Origin of the sequence: Halobacillus sp. K22 (assembly GCF_052246795.1) — a bacterium.
Lineage (GTDB): Bacteria > Bacillota > Bacilli > Bacillales > Halobacillaceae > Halobacillus.
This window is the reverse complement of record NZ_JBQQCN010000010.1, coordinates 62,851-85,799: the sequence shown is the minus strand read 5'-3', so window position 1 is coordinate 85,799 and position 22,949 is coordinate 62,851. Positions and strand designations below refer to the sequence as shown.

Annotated in this window: 19 protein-coding genes and 1 riboswitch; of the genes, 10 read left to right on the top strand and 9 right to left on the bottom strand. The window is 42.0% G+C overall.

Annotation, left to right across the window (positions count from 1 at the left end):
- Positions 1–64 precede the first annotated feature (64 nt).
- Together ACTWPM_RS09480 and ACTWPM_RS09475 are read right to left on the bottom strand one after the other, a co-directional pair.
- Entirely contained in the window at positions 65–1,105 is a 1,041-nt protein-coding gene (locus ACTWPM_RS09480; RefSeq protein WP_443132801.1) for a ribonucleotide-diphosphate reductase subunit beta, read from the bottom strand.
- Between the two features lie 16 nt (positions 1,106–1,121).
- On the bottom strand, positions 1,122–3,356 hold the full coding sequence (locus tag ACTWPM_RS09475; RefSeq protein WP_443132800.1) for a ribonucleoside-diphosphate reductase subunit alpha: 2,235 nt from the start codon (positions 3,354–3,356) through the stop codon (positions 1,122–1,124).
- 146 nt (positions 3,357–3,502) lie between these two features.
- Positions 3,503–3,676, bottom strand: a riboswitch (cobalamin riboswitch).
- 260 nt (positions 3,677–3,936) lie between these two features.
- On the opposite strand from ACTWPM_RS09475, the gene ACTWPM_RS09470 reads away from it, so the two are divergent.
- Positions 3,937–4,623 (top strand): methyltransferase domain-containing protein, encoded by a 687-nt coding sequence (locus ACTWPM_RS09470; RefSeq protein ID WP_443132799.1) that lies wholly within the window; start codon positions 3,937–3,939, stop codon positions 4,621–4,623.
- A 93-nt stretch (positions 4,624–4,716) separates the two neighbouring features.
- On the opposite strand, the gene ACTWPM_RS09465 is transcribed toward ACTWPM_RS09470, so the two are convergent.
- Both ACTWPM_RS09465 and ACTWPM_RS09460 read right to left on the bottom strand, forming a co-directional pair.
- Positions 4,717–5,031, bottom strand: coding sequence for a DMT family transporter (locus ACTWPM_RS09465; RefSeq protein WP_443132798.1), 315 nt, complete (start codon positions 5,029–5,031; stop codon positions 4,717–4,719).
- Positions 5,032–5,035: 4 nt separating this feature from the next.
- Positions 5,036–5,362 (bottom strand): DMT family transporter, encoded by a 327-nt coding sequence (locus tag ACTWPM_RS09460; protein ID WP_443132797.1) that lies wholly within the window; start codon positions 5,360–5,362, stop codon positions 5,036–5,038.
- A gap of 518 nt (positions 5,363–5,880) precedes the next feature.
- Here ACTWPM_RS09460 and ACTWPM_RS09455 point away from each other — a divergent pair.
- Positions 5,881–6,024, top strand: a complete 144-nt coding sequence (locus ACTWPM_RS09455; RefSeq protein WP_443132796.1) for a hypothetical protein — start codon at positions 5,881–5,883, stop codon at positions 6,022–6,024.
- A gap of 37 nt (positions 6,025–6,061) precedes the next feature.
- Here ACTWPM_RS09455 and ACTWPM_RS09450 read toward each other — a convergent pair whose 3' ends face one another.
- Entirely contained in the window at positions 6,062–6,922 is an 861-nt protein-coding gene (locus tag ACTWPM_RS09450; protein WP_443132795.1) for an alpha/beta fold hydrolase, read from the bottom strand.
- Positions 6,923–7,157: 235 nt separating this feature from the next.
- Here ACTWPM_RS09450 and ACTWPM_RS09445 point away from each other — a divergent pair, with 235 nt between their 5' ends.
- Positions 7,158–7,583 (top strand): pyridoxamine 5'-phosphate oxidase family protein, encoded by a 426-nt coding sequence (locus tag ACTWPM_RS09445; RefSeq protein ID WP_443132794.1) that lies wholly within the window; start codon positions 7,158–7,160, stop codon positions 7,581–7,583.
- Between the two features lie 663 nt (positions 7,584–8,246).
- Here ACTWPM_RS09445 and ACTWPM_RS09440 read toward each other — a convergent pair.
- Together ACTWPM_RS09440 and ACTWPM_RS09435 are read right to left on the bottom strand one after the other, a co-directional pair.
- A complete protein-coding gene (locus ACTWPM_RS09440; RefSeq protein WP_443132793.1) occupies positions 8,247–9,137 on the bottom strand; it encodes a cation diffusion facilitator family transporter in 891 nt (296 codons plus the stop codon).
- Positions 9,138–9,335: 198 nt separating this feature from the next.
- Positions 9,336–10,712, bottom strand: a complete 1,377-nt coding sequence (locus tag ACTWPM_RS09435) for a DUF2254 domain-containing protein (protein WP_443132792.1) — start codon at positions 10,710–10,712, stop codon at positions 9,336–9,338.
- A 146-nt stretch (positions 10,713–10,858) separates the two neighbouring features.
- Here ACTWPM_RS09435 and ACTWPM_RS09430 point away from each other — a divergent pair, with 146 nt between their 5' ends.
- A complete protein-coding gene (locus ACTWPM_RS09430; RefSeq protein WP_443132791.1) occupies positions 10,859–11,314 on the top strand; it encodes a GNAT family N-acetyltransferase in 456 nt (151 codons plus the stop codon).
- Between the two features lie 79 nt (positions 11,315–11,393).
- Positions 11,394–12,848: an aldehyde dehydrogenase family protein gene (locus ACTWPM_RS09425; RefSeq protein WP_443132790.1), complete on the top strand. Its 1,455-nt coding sequence runs from the start codon at positions 11,394–11,396 to the stop codon at positions 12,846–12,848.
- A 42-nt stretch (positions 12,849–12,890) separates the two neighbouring features.
- Here the strand turns inward: ACTWPM_RS09425 and ACTWPM_RS09420 are convergent, their stop codons facing one another.
- On the bottom strand, positions 12,891–14,078 hold the full coding sequence (locus tag ACTWPM_RS09420) for a pyridoxal phosphate-dependent aminotransferase (protein WP_443132789.1): 1,188 nt from the start codon (positions 14,076–14,078) through the stop codon (positions 12,891–12,893).
- A 1,112-nt stretch (positions 14,079–15,190) separates the two neighbouring features.
- On the opposite strand from ACTWPM_RS09420, the gene ACTWPM_RS09415 reads away from it, so the two are divergent.
- Together ACTWPM_RS09415 and ACTWPM_RS09410 are read left to right on the top strand one after the other, a co-directional pair.
- Positions 15,191–16,519, top strand: coding sequence for an FAD-dependent oxidoreductase (locus tag ACTWPM_RS09415; protein ID WP_443132788.1), 1,329 nt, complete (start codon positions 15,191–15,193; stop codon positions 16,517–16,519).
- An 83-nt stretch (positions 16,520–16,602) separates the two neighbouring features.
- A complete protein-coding gene (locus tag ACTWPM_RS09410) occupies positions 16,603–17,688 on the top strand; it encodes a nitric oxide synthase oxygenase (protein ID WP_443132787.1) in 1,086 nt (361 codons plus the stop codon).
- 24 nt (positions 17,689–17,712) lie between these two features.
- Here the strand turns inward: ACTWPM_RS09410 and ACTWPM_RS09405 are convergent, their stop codons facing one another.
- A complete protein-coding gene (locus tag ACTWPM_RS09405; RefSeq protein ID WP_443132786.1) occupies positions 17,713–18,495 on the bottom strand; it encodes a carbon-nitrogen family hydrolase in 783 nt (260 codons plus the stop codon).
- Positions 18,496–18,614: 119 nt separating this feature from the next.
- Between ACTWPM_RS09405 and ACTWPM_RS09400 the strand changes: the two genes are divergently transcribed.
- The 3 genes from ACTWPM_RS09400 to ACTWPM_RS09390 all read left to right on the top strand — a co-directional run bounded on the left by ACTWPM_RS09400 (position 18,615) and on the right by ACTWPM_RS09390 (position 22,678).
- Positions 18,615–20,360 carry a LytS/YhcK type 5TM receptor domain-containing protein gene (locus ACTWPM_RS09400; protein ID WP_443132843.1) on the top strand — a complete coding sequence of 582 codons (1,746 nt, stop codon included), beginning with the start codon at positions 18,615–18,617 and terminating at the stop codon, positions 20,358–20,360.
- Positions 20,357–21,094 (top strand): LytR/AlgR family response regulator transcription factor, encoded by a 738-nt coding sequence (locus ACTWPM_RS09395; protein WP_443132785.1) that lies wholly within the window; start codon positions 20,357–20,359, stop codon positions 21,092–21,094. The genes ACTWPM_RS09400 and ACTWPM_RS09395 overlap by 4 nt, the downstream gene beginning before the upstream one ends.
- A gap of 141 nt (positions 21,095–21,235) precedes the next feature.
- Positions 21,236–22,678, top strand: a complete 1,443-nt coding sequence (locus ACTWPM_RS09390) for a carbon starvation CstA family protein (RefSeq protein ID WP_443132784.1) — start codon at positions 21,236–21,238, stop codon at positions 22,676–22,678.
- Positions 22,679–22,949 lie beyond the last annotated feature (271 nt).

Sequence of the window (22,949 nt, the reverse complement as noted above, 5' to 3'; positions counted from 1 at the left end):
AAACCACCTCAGGTCATCCATATTCTGGATGACCTGAGGTGGTGGATTTTTCCTGTTTCTTATTTTACAGTTCGTCAAAGCCGTTGGTTTCTGATACTTTGGTGTACTGCCTGGATTTCTGCTCGAAGAAATCTGATTTACCTTCGTCGACTTCCTGGTAAGCTTTGATCCACTTCAATGGGTTTTCGCTATACTCAGGAAAAGGCTTTTCTGCTCCTAGTAACCGACATCTTTTATTGGCCATGAAACGAATATAGTCTTCCAGATCACCGATAGGAATGCCGGGGAAGCGGTCTCCTATAATATGATGAGCCCACTTGATTTCAAGTTCTACTGCCTCTTCGAATGTACTTTTGGCAAATTGGCGATATTTCTCTTCGTCCAAATGCGGATTCTCATTTAATGTTTCATTAAATATACGGCAAAACAGACTCACATGGATTTGTTCATCTCTATTAATATAATTAATCATAGTGCTCGTCGATACCATCTTATTGTTACGTGCCAGGTTATAAAAGAAAGCAAATCCTGCATAAAAGAATAAGCCTTCCAGGACTACATCATAAACGATGGACTTTAGAAAGGTTTCTTCAGAAGGATGATCTGCAAAAGCCTGGTACCCATCTGTAATGAATTGATTTCTTTCAATAAGGACATCATCGTGCTTCCAGTATTCAAAAATCTCTTCCTGTTCATCCTGATCCACCAGAGTCGATAACACATAAGAATAGGATTGATTATGGACCACTTCCTGGAAAGCTAATACCTGCATGAGTGCAGATAAGCTCGAGTCAGTTAAATAGTCAGCTATCTTTCCGGAATAGTCCGTTTGAATAGAGTCCAGGAAGGCAAGCAGTCCGATAATTTTTTTAAACGTCGCCTGTTCCTGTTCCGAAAGAGTGGCCCACTGTTTCAAGTCATTGCTCATATTAATTTCATTTGGAATCCAGAAATTAGCCAGCATATTTTTATACATAGGATAGGCCCAGGAGTAGCGGGTATCATCCCAATTTAATACATTAGAGCTTCTGCCGTTAATGATTCCGGTAGAAGCGTTAGGGGCCTGGTGGTCTACTAATTTTCGTTTTTGAATGGTTTCGTACATTTGGTTTGTCCTCCTTTTATGAAGAGCAGCTCTCACATTCGTCATATTCACCCTGGCTTGAAGTAGATCTCGTATAATAGGTAGTTTTTAATCCTGATTTCCAGGCGTCGATATGCAGGTCTAATAATTCTTTAGCGTGTATAGAATTTCGAACATATATATTAAATGAAATGGATTGGTCAATATATTTTTGACGTACAGCATTTTGCTGTATGCTTGTATGCTGGTCTATATCGTAAGCCGATTTGTAATACCAGAACGTTTCCGGGCTGAGGTCCGGGGCTGTGACAGGGATTTTATAATCTTTCTTTTCCTCCGAATAAAACCGCTTAAAGATTGGATCGATGCTCGCTGTGCTTCCAGCGATAAGAGAAGTACTGGAATTAGGGGCAACAGCCATTAAATATCCATTCCGTATCCCATCGTGCTGAACCTTGTTCTTTAAGGCCTTCCAGTTCCAATTCTCATCTTGATCAAACGCCCGTTTAACAAAGAATTCTCCTGTAGACCAGTCAGATCCTTCAAATAAAGGATAGCTCCCTTTTTCAGCTGCTAATTCGCTGCTGGATTCAATGGTATAATAAGCAATCGCCTGGTACACTTCCTCAGCATAATTTACTGCTTCTTCAGACTCCCAGGCTATTTTCTTTTGAGCAAGCAAGTGAGCCCAGCCGAATGTTCCAAGACCAATCCCTCGATAAGATTGGTTGGTCAATTGAGCCTGCAGGACGGGGATCGTATTTTCATCAATCACGTTATCCAGCATTCTTACCTGAATGGAAACTAAACGCTTTAAGACCCCTTCAGGTACAGCGCGGCCGAGATTCACACTGGATAGATTACAAACTACAAAATCTCCCGGTTTTTTAACCGTTATAATTCTTCCTTCTTCTAAATATTGCTCTTCCTGAAGGGTGGGGCTCTGGTTCTGAGTGATCTCTGTACATAGGTTGCTGCAGTAGATCATCCCTGCGTGACGATTCGGATTCATGCGATTTACTTCATCTCGGTAAAACATATAAGGTGTGCCTGTTTCTAGCTGTCCTACCATAATCCTTTTCATAACGTCTATGGCAGCTACTTTTTCTTTCGATAGTTCCGGATGATTTACACATGCTTCGTATCTATCGCGGAAGGTTCCGCTGCCGCGCTCTTCATCATAAGCATCTTCCAATGAAAAGCCCATAACGTCACGAACTTCATGAGGATCGAATAAATACCAGTCTCCACGATTTTCTACAGCTTCCATAAACACATCAGGTATTGAGACACCTGTAAATAAATCATGGGTGCGCTGACGTTCGTCCCCGTTGTTTAAACGGCTGTCAAGAAAAGGGAAAATGTCCTTATGCCATATATCTAAATAGACGGCAATAGCTCCTTGACGCTGCCCGAGCTGATCCACACTGACTGCGGTATTATTCAGTTGCTTCATCCATGGAATAACGCCTGAAGAAACGTCTTTAAATCCTCGAATGTCACTCCCGCGACTTCTGATTTTTCCAAGATACACACCAATTCCTCCGCCGTGTTTGCTCAAGTTCGCTATATCTGTATTGCTGTCATATATGGACTGCAAACTGTCATCTACCGTGTCAATAAAACAAGAGCTTAACTGGCCATATCTTTTTCCTGCGTTAGAAAGAGTGGGCGTAGCGACTGTCATGTATAAATGACTTAAAGCCCAATAGGCTTCTTTTATAAGCCCAATTCTTACTGACTTTTTCTCCTGGGCCATGATTACCATCGAAATGATCATAAACCTTTCTTGTGGAAGTTCATATATGTCTTTGGACTTGGAACGTGCTAAATATCGATCGCTTAAAGTTTTAAGACCAATATAAGTAAATAAGTGATCACGTTCAGGAACAAGGGTAGCTTCAAGCTCATCTATTTCCTCTTTTGAATAATCGTTAAGTAAAGATGTTGAGTAGATTTGTTCATGAGTTAGAATCTCAATTAATGAATGAAATCCCTTATAAGCATGTTCCTCCATGCGGTTGTGTGCAGCGTTCTTATACATTTGGTCTAAGTGAAGCCTGCTCGCAGCAAAGGTCCAATCAGGCTCTGCTTCATTCATTTCAGCCAGACACTCGAGGATTAGTGCTTTGGCTTGCTCTTCTTGTGACATTTGCCTCAGTCCAAGCCCGGGAACTTTGTTTAGTATCCGTTCCAGATCAAGATGGGGAAAGACATGTTGAATGTCTTTTAGCTTCTGATTCCATTCTGTTTCCATAGATTGAACGTTCATGTATTCATACTCCTTTTTTCATAAGTAATTTCGGACATAAAAAAATCCGCTCATTTATTGAGCGGATGAAACCATAGAACGAAGTGTACAAAGCATACAAAGACCTCATTCTATCGCTTCATCTTCTCAATCCCCGAAGAAGTTGAAACTCCAGCGAATAAAGACAGGTCTCCTGACTTACGTTCGATTCTACTATGGTCCTTCCCGTACTTAAGTACAGTGGATTATCCATTTCGCGAACGCTAACAGTTGCGGGGGCAGTTCCGGCTTTCTCCGGATTCCCTATTAAGCCTTATGGCATCTTTGCTTCGCAAATACTATATATAGTATTCGTTGATTATTTAATTAGCTTATATTGTGTTTATATCATAACGGACTAGAGAGGAAAGTGCAAATGATTCTATGAAAGTTCACACTTTAAAATTATAAATTTTTCCATAAAAAAGATTTTTATTGCGCTTTTTTCCTGTCCTGAAAAATTTTAAAAAATTCGCTCACTTGATTATAATAAAGGTTATTAACGCTCTATGGTGAACTATACATTAATAAAAGAAATAGATAAACAGGGGGATTCGTAATCATGGACCAATCATTTAACTGGCATAAAGAAGCCGCAAAACAATGGGATGAGCGGGCGGAGTTTTGGAATCAGCGAAGTCAGACTATGTGGGAAGAGGGGAGCCGTAAGACAATTATTCCTTTCTTGAAAAATCATCTTTCCCCGGGGGACGCCATTGCTGATCTGGGTTGTGGAGATGGATATGGGTCTTATAAATTGTATAAGGAAGGATACCGAGTCACTGGTGTAGACCTTTCGAAAGATATGATTGAACGTGCAGTGGAACGATTACAAACCGAGGGACTAACCTTTACTCAGGGGGATTTGACAAAACTGCCTTTCACTTCAGAAAGCTTTGATGGCATCATGGCCGTGAACTCTCTGGAGTGGATTGAAGTTCCCCACCAGGGACTTGAGGAAATGAAGAGGATCTTACGCCCGGGCGGAAAACTATGTATTGGAATATTAGGACCTACAGCCATGCCGAGGGTAAATAGTTATCGAAGAGTTTATGGTGAGAAAGTGATTTGCAACACGATGATGCCGTGGGAACTTGCTAAGATGGCTGAAGAAACTGGCTGGAGGTATATGGAAGGCAGAGGAGTTTATAAACGAGGGGTTGATGAGACTCAAATTGCCCATCTGGATGAGGATTTAAAGCAAGCCCTTACATTTATGTGGATATTCATCTTTGAGAAGCAGAAATAGTACAAAACTGCGGACCAGCCTCCGCTAATGTTTAAAATTGTAGAAAAAGCCCGCGATTTTGTTTGTTTTTCTGAGCAAAATCGCGGGCTTGGTTTATGAAAGGAGCTTTAATCCCACTGCCGCAGAAATGATCAAGATGATACATCCTATTCGTTTCCACTCCGCTGATTCATTAAAGAATACCATTCCAAGAAGTGCACCACCTGCAGCGCCAATTCCTGTCCACACGGAGTAAGCGGTAGCCATAGGGATGGTCTCCATGGCTAAGGTTAAGAATATAAAACTCAAGCCAAAGCCAGAAGCCATGGCTAAAATAGACACCATCGATTTTCTTTTGTGAAAAAGGGGAATCATTGCAACTCCGGACATCTCAAAAAGGCCAGCTACCACTAAATAGAACCAACTCATTTGATCACGCCCCTTCCTTATCATTCAATAACTTCAAACCGATCACTCCGCTTAAAAGGACAGCGATAAGCGTAATTTTCCCCCATGCCACAGGGGCATCAAATAATACAATTTCAGCGAGCACCGTTCCTGCAGCGCCTAACCCAGTAAAAACAGCATAAGCGGTTCCTACAGGAAGTTTCTTGCCGGATGCGATGAGATAATAGAAGCTCACTACAATAGCCAAAGCAGTAGCTGCCCAGTCAAGAAGTTGGTCAGCATGCTTCAATCCAATAACCCACCCTACTTCAAAAAAAGCGGCCATGACAAGTTTTATCCATTCTTTATTCATTAATGCAACCTCCTTAACCCAGGCGGATCTGAAAATTAACCATTCAAACACGTACTATTTTAAGCTTCCAGGGTGTGAAAAACGTTAATAAAGTTGTCTTGATATAACCTGAGTTGACTTTCTTCGACTCTTCGTGAGGCAGGGATCCCAGATTAACACACGGAAAGAAAGACGTTTACAAGTCCTCATACCTCCAACAAAACATAGCAAAACCGTTCGTTTAGAATAGAAGTAATAATATAAAGACATAAATTAAACATTTATAAAAGAGATATCCGATGAAAAAAGATAATTATCGGACTTTTTCCCTCCATGTTCCAGCTTTAGAACAGTAGATCATCTCTTTGCAGAGCCTGCAAATTAAATGAGACATTTACGCTTATCGTACAAGGAGCGGGTTCTTTATATTTAAAAAATGCTTTTGAATCAATCGACAAAAAAAGTTATTGAAAATCTCGGTAGAAGGAGTATGATAAGGTTCAACGATTCATATAGTGATTCAATGAGGAGGGATTGTGGTGGCCTGGGTCCATGCAATATTTTCTGTACGGTATTTATTTATCGGGTTCTTTTCATTGACGGCGTTGAGTTTAATTACCTTCCAATCGGTAGCGATGTTCCACGCATTTCTAGACTTTTTTGAAGTTTTCCATCGTAAATAAGAAAAAGAGACCGCCTTTCTCAGGTTGGTCTCCTTTTCTATTCGTTTGGCTGCCTCCAAAGAAATTCCCCAAGTAACTGATCTACCTCTGGGTGCTCGTGCAAACCGGAATGGGTGGCGGATTTGCCAAATACGATTGCTTCCTCATAACTGCCAAAAGGAACAATAGATTTCATCCCTTTTACACTTGAAGCGTGGACAAGCCCGTCCCAATGCTCGCTCTCCACTTCTGATGGATTAATAACTCCAGCTATAACAAGTGTATCTACACCTTCAGGAAAAAATTCCTTTCTACTTAACATCGAATTCAAAGCATCAGAATCCGGTTTTAGGTCGTTAGCAGCCGGCCCTGAATGCACTTCAAAGTAACCTTCTTTATTAATTCCTTTATATGGGCTGGCAATTACAGCTAATTTTTGCACGGCGGGATATTGGTCTTTCTGGTAATGCAGCAAAAAGTTAGTGGCTGCCAGTCCTCCCATAGAATGGCCAACAAGATTGATCTGCTGAATACCATGACGTTCTTTTAATCGGTGGAAGACTTCTTGCAGCCAGGTGGTTTGCTGGTTTAGACTGGCCCGATCATTCTCAAAAAGAACCTGGATAAACGGTTCCATGCTAGGTGGAAGACTTCCACTTAAGGTCACATGTCCTTGTCGGGATACATAAGCCACCATGCGCTTTGAGCCCACATTTTGCTGCTCAAGGCGATTCATCATCGTATTAAAGGTTCCCGGGCCTCCTTTAAAGCCGTGCACGAAGACGGTAGGAGTAATTTCACCGTTTTTTTCTGAACTCGTAGGTTTAGAATTCGTTAAAAATATAAAAATCCCTAAAAGAAGGGAAGTAAGAAGAACGAAGATAAATTTCTTTTTACTGCGGAAGACGTTCAAGATCATCAATTTTCCTCCTGAAAATTACTATCGCTGAAATATAATAAAAAATTCATTAAAAGTCAACTATAAAAACAGCTTATCTTTAGCATACCCGCTGCAGAGACGGGGGAAACAATACCAATTTCTCCATTTCAAGCGCTTTATGGATCAATATCCAAAGAACACACCGGGATGTTTATATTTAACAGATGGAGGGGAAAACTGGAATTATAATCAGTTAGATGAAAGGAGAATATCATTGAATCAAGAAGAACTGAAGAAAAAGATTTATAACGTTATGGATCAGCATAAAGTTGGAACACTATCCACAGTAAAGAATAAAAAACCTCATGCCCGTTACATGACATTTTCAAATGATGATGAATTTACGTTCTACACACCGACAGACCGTGAAACTCATAAAACGGAGGAAATTGAGGAAAACCCTCATGTTCATATCTTATTAGGTTATGAAGGTGAAGGTTACGGAGATACGTATTTAGAAGTCCAAGGTCAGGCAAAGATTCGCGATGACCAGAAGATGAAAGACTGGTTATGGACAGAACAAATGGAACGCTGGTTCTCAGGAAAAGGAGACCAAGATTACATTGTGCTTGAGATTATGCCAGAATCTATCCGTCTAATGAATGGAGACGGAAATACTCCAGAAACACTCGATTTATAATAAGTGATGTAGAAAAAAGCACTTGAGATTGGTTTCTCAAGTGCTTTTTTTATTTTAAACGTAATTCCTACAAAACGGGTTATTAAAGTAAAGGGCCGTTTTGTGGAAGACTCGGATTCGAGATATTTTAGGAGAGGAAAGTTCCTGCGGGGGATGATTTCGCTTTCCTCGGGCATGTGCTGAGCCTCCTCAAGCTAAAGCTTTCCGGGGTCTCACCGATCATGTTTATCCCGCAGGAGTCTACATCATCCCCCTCCGGACCTTGCCAAATTAGCAACTCGAAACCACTTAAAATAGCTTCTTGATCCACAAAATGAGCATGTGAATATGAGGCTATTTTCATACTATAAAGATCTTGAATAGCCTGTCATAGAAGCATTTAAGGCCAGTTAAGAAGGCGAAGATTCTCTCTTCTGGAAGGGTCCGTTATTCTCCTGTGGCTGGGTTGTTGGGGAAATAGCGAGACTCCCATGGGAGAAGGAACTAGGTGAGATCCCGCAGGGAGTGAAACGAGCGAGGAAGCTCACCGTTCCCCCATAGGAAAGCGAGTTATTTCCCCACCAGCCTCTTCCAAATATAGTAAAGGGCCCCGATTATCTCGAAACTGAGTATTACAGAAAAGGGAGCTTTTCTTTAAAAACCCACACTAATAAATGATAAGAATCAGGATGAATCTTGAATAGAGCAAGGTTCATCTTCGTATTCGATTTCTATAGTTACATGCTCTAAGGAAATCGTATGAAGAATCTCTTTGATTCTTTCTTTTACGTCACAAATCTCCTCTTTCGTTGCATCCTCAGGCACAACGACATGAGTGGAAAAGGCATGGTTCTCCCCATCCATGGACCATAAGTGAGTGTGGTGGGTAGAATTGATGTTAGGCACCGCATTGATTTTCTGAACGATATCTTCAAGGTTGATACTTTCTGGGACCCCTTCCAAAAACAGGCGCATGGTCTTAATAAAATTAAGAACAACGTTATATAAAATAAATATGGTTATAGCAATGGATGCAATAGGATCAAGGATAGGAAGATCTGTAAAAGCCATAATAATACTGACAAGCAGAACCGCTGCCCAGCCCAATACATCCTCAAGCAGATGCCAGCTAATGACTTTCTGATTCATCGAATCTCCTCCGCGAAGTCTGAAAACAGCGGCTCCATTAACGATAATTCCGAGTATAGCCAGAATAATCATCCCAGTTGTATTTGGCTGTTCTGGATTGAGAAGCCTTGGTATGGCTTCAGTCAAAATAAATACAGAACCAACAATCAATACGACGCTATTAATAAGGGCAGCTAATAAAGAAAAGCGCTTATATCCAAATGAAAAATCTTTAGAGTGCTCTTTTTGAGAAAAATTTTGAAGAAACCAGGCCAGGCCCAGGGAGAGGGAATCTCCAAGGTCATGTAACGCATCGGATAAGATGGCCATACTGTTGGTCATGATTCCGCCAATGATTTCAATAATAGTAAAAAATAAGTTTAAAAAGAAAGCAGTTTTAATTTTTCCGGTGGATGAGTCAACATGATGGTGGTGATGATGTCCCATTAGGGAATCCCCCTTTTTGTATATATGAATATATGCTCATATATATAATATAAAAAAGCTGCTAAGGTGTGTCAATATTAAAATACTAATGAAGACATAACACACCTCGTGCAGTATGGTCTTAGCATCTCCTTATTCCGAGAAGGTATGAACGAAGATTACTATGAAAGAAAACTCCAGGAAACCCCTGAAGTTTTCTTATTTTTTTTCTGGATAGAAACGGCGCTCAATGGCATAGTATCCGTACAGATTATCAGTCGCTATAGCGAGCCGCTTAACCTGATCCAGTAAAAATGTTTTATCAAGCTGATAAACCACTTTATTCTCAATATGGTCTAACGTGTTGTAAGCGAAATCCCAAATGGCCTGGTGTTTGGAGGAATCAATGGACTCAGCGACCATAGCAAGAGCCCCTACAATTTCAGTAATGATTAAGTGATTGTCTCCAGCATAGTGACGGATATAACCAAAGCCGCGATAAATATAATATTCGAAGGTTTCATTTAAGAGTATAATTCTTACCTGCCCATCCTCGTCGGTCAGATAAGGCGTGAAGGTGATGTAATCTTCGACCGTAAGCATTAATTCAGCCATTTGATGAATCGTGTTCGTCGCTGTTTTAGGATCATCATTTCCAATAGATTTGATTCCAATCTCAGCTAATTTGTGCATACCCATCTGAATGTCCTGAAGTTCAGTTTCTTTATGACCGATTTTAAGCAAACTGTAGTAGAATTCCTCATCCACTAAATCAGCACCCGGTCCCCAGTAACTGATCAGCTTATTCGTATGCAAAATGTAATCGCCCACCTGGGAATGAAATTTAATGATTACATTGTCTTTCCGGGCCTGCTCAATCATACTTCTATAGTCAACTAATTGCACATACCCTGATCTTTTAGCTTGCAGACTTTGCACATTGTCTTCATGATCCTGCAGCAGATCTCCTGCCTGCTTTGTTCGGAATGGCTCCAGATCCTCGCTTAAGGTATTATTGATCATAGCTTCGGAAGATTTCTTCATTGTTTCTGTAATATTATGGACTTGCATCCAAGTCGTTGCATGGTTGATAAAATAAATAAATGTAAGAGAAGCTATGAAAACTAAAATAATCGTGATTATTGGAACGGCTACGAAATATTCGTATGAAGTATTCCCAATAAATAAAAATACAAGCAGCACATATACAAAACTACCATTAAATATACCAAGAGCATGCTGGGTACGTCTGTCTGCAACGAAGTTAATCAGCATCCGGGGGGAAAATTGTCCACTAAAGGTTGTAAGTACAACTAAGAGGGAGTTTAGTGTGAAGGCGCTCAGTGTTAATAGACCGCCAATTAAGGTACTGACCAGCATTCGGGTTATTTCAGCATTAATTCGAAAAGATTGGAATGTGTATTGTTCCAGTTCTATAACTAAATCAAGTACAAGTGTAATAGCGACAAACAGGATGGACGTTGATACATAAATCAAAGGCATGTACCATAAAGTCGATTGAACTTCTTGTTTGCGCTGTTGTTTAGTCATTTGAAAATATTTTTTAAGAGATACAGGTAATAATTCCATCAGCATATGACGTTTTCCTCCTTTACATATAAGGTACTCTTTCCCTGCTAGCGCTCGTATTAAAACTGTAAAATTATATTTGTAAAATAAAATTTTGTATTTCTTCGTACCGTTTCGTTATAGTGGAAAGTAATTAAGTAATAAAAGAAGAGGTGTTCACACTGAATTGGGTACAAAAAAATTATAAAGATCTTACTAAAGACGAGTTATACAATATATTGAAGCTCAGGGTAGAAGTCTTTGTTGTGGAGCAAGAATGTCCTTATCCTGAGGTGGATGGCCGTGATGAAGAGTGCATGCATATTTGGTTAGAGGAAAAAGGCAGACTCTATGCCTACTGCCGGATTGTTCCTCCTGAGACAGAGACAGACTATTATGCAATTGGGCGCGTAATCGTGGTCAAAGAAAAACGCGGTCAAGGATATGCAAAAGAATTAATGGAACGAGCAATTACGTTTTTGCGTGATGAATGGAAAGCGGAGCATATTTGGCTGCATGGACAAGAATATTTAAGGGGTTTTTATGGTTCGTTCGGTTTTAAAGAAGTAACAGATGTATATTTAGAGGATAATATTCCCCACGTAGATATGCTTTTGGAATTTGAATGAATTTCTAGTGTGCTGGAAAGGTTTAAGAAAAGATCCAAAGTGGAACAAAATACTCCACACAGTGAAATGGAGGTATAATATGAGTCCACAAACTTATTTTAAACAATATATCAATGGTGAATGGAAGCCAGGTTCAAGCGAGAAGCAGATTGAGAATATCAACCCATATACCGAGCAGTCTATTACAACGATCCCGTCTGCCAATGAAGATGACTTGAATGAGGCCTACCAGGCAGCAGAAAATGCCCAAAAGGACTGGGCGGAAGTACTTCCGGCGCAGAAGCAGGCTTACTTTGACAACCTGTTATCGATTGTTAAAGAACGTAAAGACGAAATCATAGACTGGCTGGTGAAGGAAGCGGGCAGCACTCTTGTAAAAGCAGAAGTAGAATATCAGGCCGCTTCCGCAATTATTAAAGAATCTTCTTCGTTTCCAACACGGATGTCTGGCGAGATACTACCATCCAATACTCCCGGAAAAGAAAACCGGGTTTATCGTAATCCAAAAGGAGTTATTGGAGTCATTGGGCCTTGGAATTTTCCATTCCATTTAGCGATGAGGTCGATTGCTCCTGCGATTGCTTCCGGAAATACAGTGGTAGCTAAACCAGCATCGGAATCTCCTGTTACTGCAGGTTTACTGATTGCCGATTTATTTGAAGCTGCCGGGTTTCCAGAAGGCGTGCTGAACGTAGTAGTAGGAAGAGGTTCAGAAATCGGAGACGCCTTTGTTACACACCCTGTACCTGAACTGATTTCCTTCACTGGTTCAACAGAAGTAGGGAGTCACATCGGAGAACTCGCAGGTAAGCATATCAAAGATACGGCACTGGAGCTTGGCGGCAACAATGCTATGGTGGTTCTTGATGACGCGGATGTAGAAAAAGCCGTAGAAGCTGCAGCCTTTGGAAGGTTTTTACACCAGGGCGAGATTTGTATGGCGATTAATCGTTTGATCGTGCATGAACAGGTCCATGATCATTTTGTAGAGGCATTTAAAGAAAAAGTGGAAGCCTTAAAAGCTGGTGATCCATCTGAAAAAGATACAACGGTTGGCCCGCTGATTAACCATGGGGCTGTCGAACGTATTCAGGAAGACTTACAGGCTTCTCTTGACCGTGGAGCCACCTTACTTACTGGTGGTAATGCAGAAGGAAATGTTATGCACCCAACTGTATTAACTAACGTTACCAATGACATGCCTATTGCAAGCAATGAAGTATTCGGCCCTGTAATTGGAATTATCAAGGTTTCAAGTGAAAAAGAAGCTATTACAGTGGCGAATGATACTTCCTATGGATTAAGTGGTTCGGTATTCACAGCAGACGTACACCGAGGTGTCGAAGTAGCAAAACAGATAAACACAGGTATGATCCACGTTAATGATCAGTCTGTAAATGATGAAGCACATGTAGCCTTTGGCGGTGAAAAAAGCTCCGGACTTGGCCGCTTTGGAGGAGAGTGGGCTCTAGACAAATTTACAACTGTAAAATGGATCGGTGTCATGAATGGATATCGTAAGTTTCCGTTTTAAATAAACAAGCGCCCTGAGCTGAAAATGCTCAGGGCGTTCTTTTTACACCATGTTATTTTGCACGGCAAATTTGTGGAACCTGGATATGGCATCACGCAGGGTTTCTTCAGAGTTATTCAATCCGATTCGGACAAACCCTTCACCGTAATTACCGAATCCAATCCCGGGGGCTACAAATATCCCGACTTGTTCGAGTAGAGCATCAGCGAATTCTTCAGAGGAATAGCCATTCGGTACATGAACCCACATGAAGAAAGACCCTTTGCATGGCTCGACCTGGTAGCCGTTGGTTTTTAGACCTTCCAACAATAAATCGCGTCGTGCTTCATAAGTAGCATTTAGCTCTTCGACACATTCCTGTGATTCTAACAAAGCTGTAGCAGAAGCTTCCTGAACAGCTCCAAAAAGGCTCACGAAATAGTGATCCTGGACAAGCTCAAGAGCCTCAACGACGCTCTGGTTTCCTACGGCAAAGGCTACACGCCACCCTGCCATATTGTAGGTCTTAGACATTGTATAAATCTCGACTCCTACATCTTTGGCGCCTGGCACCTGCATAAAGCTTAACGGTTTCTCACCGTCAAATCCAATGGCTCCATAAGCAAAATCATGGACTACACAAATGTCATTTTCATCGGCCAGCTCAATTGTCTCTTCAAAAAAAGCCTGATCAGCCATCGCCGAGGTTGGATTGTTGGGGTAGTTGAGGAACATGAGTTTAGCCTGCTTTAGAACTTCTGGATCCAGCGCTTCATAATCAGGCAGGAAGTTGTTTTTCTCTAGAAGCGGCATAGGTTCCATGACTGCATCTGTCATGGCTACTCCTGACCAGTAATCCGGATAGCCAGGATCAGGGACCAATGCTGTGTCACCGGGGTTTAAAAAGCACTGGCTCAACTCTACCAGTCCGCTTTTACTGCCAAATAGTATCGCTACTTCAGAGGAGGGATCAAGATCAACATCATATTCCCGTTTGTAGTAAGTTGCTACAGCTTCTTTTAGGAAATCAAATCCTTGAAAAGGGGGATACATGTGGTATTGAGGGTTTTCGGCTGCATTTTGCAGCGACTGTACAATATGTTCAGGAGTAGGCTGGTCAGGGTTGCCTTGACCAAGATTCAGTACATCTTTTCCCTGTTGTTGCTGAAAATCATTTAATTTTTTTACAAGTTTTGCAAAGAATTGGTCAGGTAAACGCTGAATGGCATCAGATTGCTTATATTGTTTCATTCTATTCCACCTCGGCTTATTATTTGAATACTCTTACAACTGAATAATATGGATAGTGTAACATGTCTTTATCCGTATAGGGAATACTAGGAGCAATAAACTAAAAAAAACGAACGATTACATAAAGGGCTAAAATTTATTTAACTTTTTTTGGCTCTTTTAATTCCCGAGTTGATTTAAAGAAAAGCTCCCGATACTTTAAGACTTGATTTCGAGGTAATTGTTGAGCGGAAAATCCTTCGGGGGACGATTTCGCTTTCCGCGGGCATGTGCTGAGCCTCCTCAGTCTTCGACTTCCGGGGTCTCACCGATCATGTTCATCCCGCAGGAGTCTACATCGTCCCCCTCCGGACCTTGCCAAATCAGTAACTCGAAACCAACTAAGACATCGTCTGCTTGATGAGAAAAAAGAACATGGGATAATGAGGCAATTTTTATGCACGATGTGAAAATTGCCTGTGATAGAAGCATTTATGACCAGTTATGAAAGAGAGTACTCTTTCTTCTGGCAGGGTCCGTTATTCTTCCTTGGCTGGATTGGTGGGGAAATGGCGAGACTCCCAGGTTGAAAGCGGAAGCACCTTGATCAGCGGCGTATGGACTGGACTGAGCTGGCGGAGATAAAGAAAACACGAAGAACGGAGCGATTCGATGTTGCCTTATCGTACAGAAGTGAGGGAAGTCTCACTAGACGCTAGGTGCTGGAGCTGGATAGCCCACCATATCGTTTAGGCATTGGCTTAGGACTCCATCTATCATGAGTGTAAGCTCGGGAGAAGGAATCAGGTGAGATCCCGCAGGGAGTGAAACGAGCGAGGAAGCTCATGGTAAAAGGAGCATCGACTAAGGTCGCCACGTCCTGTGGCAACGTCGATCGACCCTACGTCGTGTAGGGCCTAGGAAAGCGAGTCATTTCCCCAACAATCCTATACCTTTTAAGTATCGGACCACGATTTATCTCGAACTCGAGTCTTCAACTAACCGGCCCTATTGCGTAATAAGGACTTATGAAAATCAATAGTAAATTTTAAGAGACCTAATTTTTTAGGGGAATTTTGCAGATCTTCATTTTTGGGTATGCATAACTAGAAGAGATAGAAGGAGTGTTAGGAATGAAAATTGTAATTTTGGGTGGAGACGCAGCAGGTATGAGCGCAGCGATGCAAATCGTGCGTAATAGTGAGGGTAATGAAATTGTAGTTTTTGAAAAAGGAGAGATTACGTCTTATGGTCAATGTGGACTGCCTTATGTTGTCAGCGGCGACGTAAAATCGACAGATGACTTAATTGCGAGAGACCCACAGACCTTTCGCGATAAGTATGGAATTGATGTACGCACCTCTCATGAGGTTACCAAGGTAGACTGTGATCATAAAGTAGTTTATGGCGTCAATCATAACTCAAACCAAGGGGTTGAGGAGTCTTACGACCGGCTGTTAATTGCTACGGGTGCGCGTCCAATAATACCTCCCTGGGAAGGTCGTCAGCTTGAGGGAATTTTTTCATTAAAAACTATACCAGATGTGCAAGCCATCATGGATGATTTAAGTCATCCTGTTGACAATGTAACGATTATAGGAGGCGGCTATATTGGCCTTGAAATGGCAGAAAGTCTTGTTACTCTAGGTAAAAAAGTACGGATCATTGATCGTGGTGCCCAGTTGGCTAAAATTTTTGATGAAGATATGGCTGACCTTATCCATGAAGAGGCAGACCGTCATGGAGTGGAATTGAATCTGGGTGAGTCTGTTGAAGAGTTTAGAGGGGATCATCGAGTGAAATCGATCGTTACAGATAAAGGTGAATATGAAACTGACTTTGTATTGGCTGCCACAGGTGTCAGTCCTAATACGTCTTTTCTAGAAGGAACGGGGATCTCTAAAGGAATTCAAGATTCGATCAGCGTTAATGCTTTTATGGAAACAAGTATTATGGACATTTATGCTGCAGGGGACTGCGCAGCCCAGTATCATCGTCTGAAGCAAAAGCTGGATTATGTGCCTTTAGGGACGCATGCAAATAAACAAGGCCAAGTGGCAGGACTGAACATGGTGAATAAAAGAAAAGCATTCCAAGGTGTGGTGGGTACTTCGATTTTGAAATTTTTCGATTTAACTCTTGGCCGCACTGGATTATCGGCCAAAGAAGCAGCCAGTGAATATATTCCCTATGATACGGTAACTATTGAATCAACCCATGCAGCCGGGTATTATTCTAAAGAGGATCCAATGACTCTTAAACTTATTTATAATAAAGAAAGCAGAGAACTTCTTGGTACACAGATTATAGGACATGCAGGGACGGATAAGCGGATCGATGTTATAGCTACAGCTCTCTATCATCATATGACGATTGATGAACTGGCTGATCTTGATCTTGCGTATGCCCCCCCTTATAACAGTGTGTGGGATCCCATTCAACAAGCAGCACGAAGAGCGTGAAGCAGAATCGCGATAGGTTCTGCTTTCCGCATGACGCTGTGATACTATGGAAAAAGGATTAATGATACAGGGGGATCTTTACGTTGAATAGGGAATTACTTCAGAAAGCGGAGCAGTTCATTTTTGAATGCTATGAAGAACTGGGACGTACGGGCGCTGCTCAAAGAATGAAAGAGATCGAACGATCTATTGAAGATTCAGGTACTTATCAACATACGTTTGAAGAATTAGAATATGGAGCTAAAGTAGCATGGAGGAACAGTAACCGCTGCATTGGGCGGTTATTTTGGAACAGCCTGCAAGTATTTGACCAACGCCATTTGCAAGACGAGAAGGAGATTCGGGATGCGGTATATGAACACATGAAATATGCTTCGAATGGAGGCCGTATTCGATCGACTATTTCAGTATTTAAACAAAAACGGGCAAATGAGGAGATTCGATTCTGGAACCACCAGCTAATCCGTTACGCCGGATACGAAGTAAACGGGGAGATAGTCGGTGACCCAGCTTCCCTTGAATTTACCCGCCAATGCGAAGCTATTGGCTGGCAGGGTGGAGGGGGGAGCTTCGATGTCCTGCCGCTTGTGGTACAGGTAGATGGTTCTAAGCCCCATTGGTTTGAAATTCCGGAGGATTGCATTCTGGAAGTTCCCCTTCGCCACCCGGATTATGAATGGTTTAGCGATCTTGGTCTGAAGTGGTATGCTGTGCCATTCATTTCAGATATGCGCCTGGAAATCGGCGGTATTGACTATACAGCTGCACCCTTCAATGGATGGTATATGGAAACAGAAATCGGTGCGAGAAACTTGGCTGATGAGTTCCGTTACAATCTACTGCCGGCCGTAGCTGAAGCCATGGGATTAAATACAAGAAGAAATACTTCCCTATGGAAGGATCGGGCGTTAATCGAATTAAATCAAGCGGTTCTCTATTCCTTTAAACAGGATAAGGTGAGCATGGTTGATCACCATTCAGCTGCCCAGCAGTTTCGCGTTTTTGAAAAGAAAGAACAAACTTGCGGCAGGGAGGTCACAGGAGACTGGACTTGGTTGATCCCTCCTGTTTCGCCGGCGACGACTCACATCTTTCACTCTTCCTATAAAGATAGGATGGACACGCCCAATTTCTTTTATCAAAAAAATGCATATGAAAAAACCCTTTAGATGAATTCTAAAGGGTTTTTTAGGTTATTCGTATAGATCCGGTCTCCGGTCCTGAAAAATAGGGATTTGTTCTCGAATAGCTTCTACATCCGTAAAATCTACTTCCCCGTAAAGAATTTCTTCGTCACCTTCTGCTTCTGCAACTACGTTACCCCATGGGTCTACAATGATGGAATGCCCGCCAAAAGTATTTGCAGCATCCGAACCTACTCGATTACATGCAATAACAAAGCACTGGTTTTCAATAGCCCGACTGATTAAAAGGTTGCGCCAATGGTCTACCCGTGGCTTCGGCCACTCTGCTACAACAAAAAGGGCTCTGGATCCATTAAGCATGTGAGTCCGCATCCACTCAGGAAAGCGTATGTCATAGCAAATAACTCCAGCTGCCGGCACTCCGTTCAGTTCGAAATTTCCTTTTTGATTGCCGGAATGAAGATGCTTTTCTTCGTTCATTAATCGAAAGAGGTGAGCCTTCCGGTACTTCGCAATGCGTTCGCCATTGGAGTTGTAGGCTACAAACGTATTATAGAAATGCCCTTCCTCGCGCTCCGCGACGGATCCCAGGATGGTCACCTGGTGTTTAGAAGAGAGGTTCATGAGCATTTGGTGCGTCGGACCGTCCATCGACTCAGCCAGCTTATCAAACCGGCTCAAATCATACCCCGTTGTCCATAGTTCGGGAAGCACAATGACGTCGCTTCCATTACTTGCTGCTTCTTCAATTTTTTTGATGGCGTGTGCTCGGTTTGCTTCAGGGTCACCAAACGCGATATCCATCTGAATAATACCTGTTTTTATTGTCATATGATCACCTCGAACTTCTGTGTTTACCAAAAATCATACCATGAATCTACCTGGGTATGAAACGTTTTCAGACATGCTACAATAATAAATAGATGGATAGGAGAGGAAGGATGGTAGAGATGTTTGAATTATTTCTACCGATGCTTGAACGTTTGGGCATCATTGTTACCGTTGCTTTTATAATTACAAGATTTCGATTTTTCCGCGAACTCATTGATCGTAAAGCATTAAATCCAAGGCAGCATTATATGGCGATTGTTTTTTTTGGTTTGTTTGGAATGATTGGTACCTATACAGGAATCACTTATGATACCCAATCATTCGAATTTGGGAGTTGGGCTTATGAACTGAATGAGTCAGAAGCTATTGCAAACTCTAGAGTAGTAGGGATCGTTGCCGCTGGATTATTTGGGGGATATCGTATCGGGGCGGGCGCCGGGTTGATTGCTGGAATCCACCGCTTTTTTCTCGGTGGATTCACGGGATTAGCCTGCGGGATTTCAGCAATTGTGGCCGGAGTCATCGCAGGATTTTTTCATAAAAAAGATCAGCCATTAAAGTTGAAAACAGCTCTTCTTGTTGGAGGTCTGGCTGAAACCATCCAGATGGGTATTATTTTAGGGGTCGCACAGCCTTTTGAGAGAGCTTGGGAGCTGGTCCAGGAAATCGGCCTTCCTATGATTGTGGCCAATGGACTTGGCTCTGCTTTGTTTTTATTGATTATTAGAAATGTATTAAACGAGGAGGAAAAAGCCGGGGCACTTCAAGCTCAGAAAGCATTAAAGCTTGCTGAATCCACTGTTTCCCACCTTCGTAAAGGTTTAACTGAAAATTCAGCCCAAAAAGCCTGTCAGATTATCTATGAGGAAGTGGGGGTCAGCGCTATTTCAATGACAGATAAAGAGTATATTCTTGCTCATGTCGGTCAGGCAGATGACCATCACCAGGCAGGGAGCTCCATCCAAACACTTGCTACACGTGAAGTCATTCAAAAAGGAGAGATGGTCATCGCTGGACATAGGGATATTAGTTGTGACCATTACGGATGCCCGCTAGGTGCCGCTGTAATTGCTCCTTTGAAACGCAAAAATGAAACCATCGGTACTTTAAAGTTTTATGTTCATTCTGAAAAAGAGATATCAAACGTTCTGATTGAACTGATTCAGGGACTTAGCGCACTGCTTGGCCAGCAGCTTGAAATTGCTGAAGCAGAAAGGGCACATGAGCTGGCTCGTGAAGCTGAAGTGAAAGCATTGCAGGCCCAGGTAAACCCGCACTTTTTATTTAATTCTTTGAATGTCATCGTCTCACTCACTCGTACAGAACCGGATCGGGCGAGGTCTTTACTGATCGCTTTATCTAAGTTCTTTAGACAGAACCTTGGTGGAACCACAAAAAGATGGACATCTCTTGCAGAGGAGCTATCCCACGTGAGGGCTTATTTATTGATAGAAGAAACACGTTTTGTCGATAAGCTTCACGTACACTACGATATTGAAGATCATGCCCTCTCAGCTAAGATCGCTCCACTTACTCTGCAGCCATTAGTAGAGAATTGCATTAAACATGGAATAAAAGATCAAGAGGGCGAGTCGGAGATAGTCATTCAGATCAAGTATCTATCAGAGGGAGTCCGTGTAACAGTTAGTGATAACGGTAGCGGAATACTGCCAGAACGACTTCAGCATTTAGGTTTTGAAGAAGTTGATTCTGAAAAGGGCACAGGGCTTGGTTTATACAATGTAAACAAACGATTGGAGTTGTTACACGGAAAAAACTCTATGCTGCAAATAGACAGTGAGCCTGGAAAAGGAACGAGGATTTCTTTCCTCATTCCTCATGATAGAGAGGAGGTATCGGCATGAAAAGACCTATTCAGGCATTAGTAGTAGATGATGAGCGTTTTAGTCGTGAAGAATTAGTTCATCTGTTAAACCAGTACAGTGCTATTCAGGTGATAGGCGAAGCAGAGTCTGGGGATACGGCTATCATGAAAGTTCTGCAGCTTCAGCCGGATGTTCTGTTTTTAGATGTTGAAATGCCCCGGATGGACGGGATGGAGGTGGCAAAGGCTGTTCAGGAATTGAAAAAGGTTCCCAAGATTATTTTTGCTACAGCCTATCCAGACTTTGCAGTAGACGCTTTTAGACACGATGCCATTGATTATCTTCTCAAACCTTTTGATGAAGCGGAGCTGAGAGATGCAGTAACAAAATTAGAGCAAAGGTTCGCTCCACAAAAGGAGGTCCCTCAAGCTCCAGTACAGACACCTTCAAAGCTCGCTGTAGAAGGGGAGGACAATATTCATTACCTTAATCCTGAGGACGTTATTTACGTATATCGAGAAGAACGGTGGACTAAGATTGTAGGGAAAACCCATACCTATGAAACAAGGTCGCCATTGAAGGAAGTGGAACATCGTCTAAGAGGGTTTTCATTTTTTCGTATTCATAAAAGTTATCTTGTAAATTTAGACTACGTGGACCGGCTGACTCCCTGGTTTAATGGTGCTTATCAATTAGAGCTTCGGGGCCGAGAGGAGCAGCTTTCGGTCAGCCGCAATTATGTTAAAGAGTTAAGAAAACAGTTAGAGCTTTAAAACCGGTCTGTATTTTAGACCGGTTTTTTTACATGTTAACCTGAATTTTCGACATGTTAATCAAAAACCTCCTGGTATAAGCGTTATCTTGTTATTATTTTTGTAAGCGATTACAAAGATAGAACGAGGGAGGAAACTTTTGTGATTACGTTTTTAGTAAGTATTGGACTTTTAATCATTGGTTATTTCACTTATGGGAAATATGTTGAAAAAATATTTGGGGTAAATAAAGAAAGAACGACACCGGCTTATTCTCACAGTGATGGTGTGGATTATCTACCGATGGGCCAGAAGAAAAATGCTTTGATACAATTATTAAATATTGCTGGGGTAGGGCCCATTTTCGGTCCAATTCTAGGAGCACTGTACGGCCCTGTGGCTTTTCTTTGGATTGTACTTGGAGCCATATTTGCCGGAGCAGTTCATGACTATCTTACTGGGATGATTTCAATCCGAAACAGGGGAGCTCATTTACCAGAACTGGCTGGTAAATTCCTTGGGAAAGTAATGAAACACGTGGTCAATGCATTTTCTATTTTACTATTACTTCTAGTCGGGACCGTATTCGTAACGGCTCCAGCTGATTTGCTTCACAATATGACAAGCAGCTGGCTGAGTCTGCCGATTATTCTACTTGCTATTTTTGCTTATTACTTATTAGCAACCATGTTGCCAATCGATAAAATTATTGGGCGTTTCTACCCAATTTTTGGAGCATTACTACTAATCAGTGCTATCGGTGTAGGAGTATCACTGGTTGTTACAGGAGCACCAGTACCTGAACTGACTTTAACCAATATGCACCCGGATAATGCACCGATCTTTCCTTTATTATTCTTAACCATTTCATGTGGTGCCCTGTCAGGGTTCCATGCTACACAAACGCCAATTATTTCACGCACGACTCAGCAAGAAAAACAAGGACGCCGCATTTTTTATGGCATGATGATTGCTGAAGGGGTTATTGCAATGATCTGGGCAGCCGCAGCTATGAGCTTGTTCAACGGTTCGGCTGGTCTGAACGAAGTATTGGCAAGCGGAGGACCGGCAGCGGTTGTTAGTGAAGTTTCTGTTGCCATGCTTGGAGCCGTGGGAGGCACTCTTGCTATCCTTGGTGTTATTATTCTGCCCATCACCTCGGGTGATACAGCTTTCCGCAGTGCCCGCATGATTATTGCTGACTATATCAAAGTATCCCAGAAGAAAATTATGAGCCGCGTTTGGATTGCTGTTCCGATGTTCGTCATTTCATTTGCGCTGACTCGTATAGATTTCACGCTGTTATGGAGATATTTCTCCTGGGCGAACCAGTCGACAGCCGTTATTGCCTTATGGGTAGGTGCGATGTACCTGTTTCTATCACGCAAAAATTACTTTATTGCCGCTATTCCTGCGACCTTCATGACTATGGCAACCTTTACGTACATCATTAACGCTCCGATTGGATTCAATCTTCCTTTGAATGTATCCTATCTATTAGCAGCTATAATTACCGTAGCCATTGTCACAGCCTTTTTCATTGCCGCCCGTCGTGGCTTAAGCAAGGATATTCCATTAGAAGAAGATTTAAAACCAACAGCCTGATCATACACATGAAACATCCACCAGAGAGATCTGGTGGGTGTTTTTATATGTCTCAAACTTCACTTTACTAAGCCTGCAAGCTATTCCGGAGTATCTGTTCCATGAGGCTTCTCCCGTTTCCCTTAACTAGGTGTTGAGTTTAATAAAAAACTCTTACACTATAGGGCCGGATTGTGGAAGACTCGAATTCGAGATATTTGTTGAGCGGAAGGTCCTGCGGGGGACGATTTCGCTTTCCGTGGGCATGTGCTGAGCCTCCTCAAGCTAAAGC